The organism is Actinacidiphila oryziradicis (assembly GCF_005047355.1).
Lineage (GTDB): Bacteria > Actinomycetota > Actinomycetes > Streptomycetales > Streptomycetaceae > Actinacidiphila > Actinacidiphila oryziradicis.
In genome coordinates this window covers 1-1,093 of the sequence record NZ_SUMC01000351.1, presented here as the reverse complement: position 1 = coordinate 1,093, position 1,093 = coordinate 1, and the positions used below count along the sequence as shown (strand labels likewise).

At 72.1% G+C, this 1,093-nt stretch carries 1 protein-coding gene; it reads left to right on the top strand.

Annotated features, from left to right (window positions below; all coding sequences use genetic code 11):
- Positions 1-134 precede the first annotated feature (134 nt).
- Positions 135-1,049, top strand: coding sequence for a universal stress protein (locus FCI23_RS55835; protein WP_136731783.1), 915 nt, complete (start codon positions 135-137; stop codon positions 1,047-1,049).
- Positions 1,050-1,093: the final 44 nt, after the last annotated feature.

The window sequence follows — 1,093 nt, the reverse complement described above, 5'->3', positions numbered from 1 at the left end:
CCCCATTCCGTCAGTCTCGGAGCCGAGGGCCGCCCGCCGTGTGGGCCTTTCGGCCCCCGGTAGGGACTTGCGGCCTCTCCTGTCGCCGTGACGCAGCCGCGAGGCTGGAAGTGTCCCCGAAGGAGGTCTCCATCATGTTCCCCACTGTCACCGCCGGCCTGGACGGCTCAGCCGAGAGTCTGGCCGCAGCGGACTGGGCGGCCCGCGAAGCCCTGCGCCGCGAGCTGCCCCTGCGTCTTGTGCATGCCTGGGAATGGCAGCCGTACAACTACCCCGCCACCGACGCTCCGCTGGCCGGGGCGGACCCTCAGCGCCACTGGGCCGAGCGCGTGCCGCGCGAGGCCGAAGAAGAGCTGCGGCGCCGCCACCCCGGCCTGCGCATCACCACCGACCAGATCGCCCAGCAGGCGGTCCCGGCGCTGCTGGCCGCCGCCGAGGACGCCGAACTGCTGGTCCTGGGCTCGCGAGGGCTGAGCGGAGTCGCCGGTTTCCTGGTCGGCTCCGTCGCGTCCTCGGTCGCGGCCGGCACGAAACAGCCAGTGGTCCTGGTACGGGCCGGTGAGCTGGAGGAGGACGAGCACGAGCCGGACGCCCTGGACCGCCCCTCGACGCGGTCCCCGTACCGGGACGTCGTCCTCGGCCTCGATCTGCGGCGGCCCAGCGACGCGGTGATCGAGTTCGCCTTCGACGCCGCCCTACGCCGCTCCGCGGTACTACGCGTCATCCACAGCTGGAACCTGCCGACCTACTACGGCTACGGAACGGCGGCCATGGGCCCGGAGTTCGGCGCCGAACTGGCTGCGGAGGAAACCAGCGAACTGGCCGAGGCGCTGCGTCCCTGGCGCGGGAAGTTCCCCAGCGTCGAGGTGACCGAGCAGGCCGTGATCGGCGTGGCCGCCCAACACCTGGTGGAGGCCGCGTCCGATGCCTCGCTGGTAGTCGTCGGTCGCCGCAACCGTCGGGCACCGGTCGGCATGCACATCGGACCCGTCACCCATGCGGTACTGCACCATGCCGCAGCCCCCGTCGCCGTCGTCCCGCACGACTGAAACCCGCACCGAACCCGTACCGGCACCCCGTTAAGGAGACCCCC

Bases quoted from the DNA above. Each gene is read 5' to 3' on its own strand.
- FCI23_RS55835 (WP_136731783.1), top strand. From the start codon at position 135: ATGTTCCCCACTGTCACCGCCGGCCTGGACGGCTCAGCCGAGAGTCTG.